We start from the raw sequence: 1700 nt of genomic DNA on the forward strand, positions 1-1700 counted from the left end.
CCCTTTCTTGCTGTTCGGGGGGTGGGGTGCCTGTGGTGGGGTGGGGTGCCCAATGGCTCGGAGGGATGCGCAGGAGGGCGACTGCGGGTTGTGTGTGGCTGATCGCGCAGTTCCCCGCACCCCTTGGGGCGCGGCAGCCCACCCCCGGCCGACAACAGCCACCGGGTCCTAGAACGGCTCGAAGTCGTCGTACTCCTGCTCGATCTCGTCCCGCTCCGCCTGTCGATCCCGGCGGCGCTGCACAGCCGGCCGGGGCGCCTCGAACCGGTGGTCCTCGCCCCGTCGGCCCAGCATCTCCGCCCCGGCGGTAACGGACGGCTCCCAGTCGAAGACGACGGCGTTGTCCTCGGGCCCGATGGCGACACCGTCCCCCGTCCGGGCCCCCGCCTTCACCAGCTCTTCCTCGACGCCCAGCCGGTTCAGCCGGTCGGCGAGATATCCGACCGCCTCGTCGTTGTTGAAGTCGGTCTGCCGCACCCAGCGCTCCGGCTTCTCGCCCCGCACCCGGAACAGCGGCTCCCCGCCGATCTCCTCACGCGTGATCGTGAAGCCGGCGTCGTCGACGGCCTTGGGCCGGATGACGATCCGGGTGGCCTCCTCCTTCGGCTTGGCGGCCCGCGCCTGGGCGACCAGATCGGCGAGCGCGAAGGACAGCTCCTTCAGCCCGAAGTGGGCGACCGCCGACACCTCGAAGACCCGGTACCCACGGGCCTCCAGATCCGGCCGCACCATCTCGGCGAGATCCTTGCCGTCCGGCACGTCGATCTTGTTCAGCACGACGATCCGCGGCCGGTTGTCCAGCCCGCCGTACTCCCGCAGCTCCGCCTCGATGACGTCCAGATCGGAGACGGGGTCCCGGTCGGACTCCAGTGTCGCGGTGTCCAGCACATGCACGAGCACGCTGCACCGCTCGACGTGCCGCAGGAACTCCAGCCCCAGCCCCTTGCCCTGGCTGGCACCCGGGATGAGCCCCGGGACGTCGGCGATGGTGTAGACGGTGGAACCGGCGGTCACCACACCGAGGTTCGGCACGAGCGTGGTGAACGGATAGTCGGCGATCTTGGGCTTCGCCGCACTCAGTACGGAGATCAGCGAGGACTTGCCCGCGCTCGGGTAGCCCACCAGCGCCACGTCGGCGACGGTCTTGAGCTCCAGGACGACGTCCCGCAGGTCCCCGGGCTCCCCGAGCAGCGCGAAGCCGGGGGCCTTGCGCCGCGCCGAGGCGAGGGCCGCGTTGCCGAGGCCGCCCCGGCCGCCCTGGGCGGCGACGAAGGAGGTGCCGTGGCCGACGAGGTCGGCGAGGACGTTGCCCTGCTTGTCGAGCACCACCGTGCCGTCCGGCACCGGCAGGACCAGGTCCTGTCCGTCCTTGCCGGACCGGTTGCCGCCCTCGCCGGGCTTGCCGTTGGTGGCCTTGCGGTGCGGGGAGTGGTGGTAGTCGAGGAGGGTCGTGATCGACTGGTCGACGGTCAGGATGACGTCGCCGCCACGCCCGCCGTTGCCGCCGTCGGGACCGCCCAGCGGCTTGAACTTCTCACGGTGGACGGAGGCACAGCCGTGACCTCCGTTACCCGCGGCGACATGCAGCTCGACGCGGTCCACGAAGGTGGTCATGGTTCAGTGCCTCCAGAAACGTACGGGGATACCAGAAACGTACGGGAAAATCTGTACGGGAATGTCTTACGTGCAACACGGCGAGG

1 protein-coding gene is annotated in these 1700 nt (G+C 70.1%); it reads right to left on the bottom strand.

Annotated features, from left to right (window positions below; genetic code table 11):
- Positions 1-168 precede the first annotated feature (168 nt).
- Complete coding sequence (gene obgE / locus STRIP9103_RS00530) at positions 169-1614, bottom strand: GTPase ObgE (RefSeq protein ID WP_009293486.1); 1446 nt, start codon at positions 1612-1614, stop codon at positions 169-171.
- Positions 1615-1700: the final 86 nt, after the last annotated feature.

The sequence above is a fragment of the Streptomyces ipomoeae 91-03 genome, assembly GCF_000317595.1.
In the GTDB taxonomy this organism is placed as follows: domain Bacteria; phylum Actinomycetota; class Actinomycetes; order Streptomycetales; family Streptomycetaceae; genus Streptomyces; species Streptomyces ipomoeae.

Bases quoted from the DNA above. Each gene is read 5' to 3' on its own strand.
- obgE (WP_009293486.1), bottom strand. From the start codon at position 1,614: ATGACCACCTTCGTGGACCGCGTCGAGCTGCATGTCGCCGCGGGTAAC.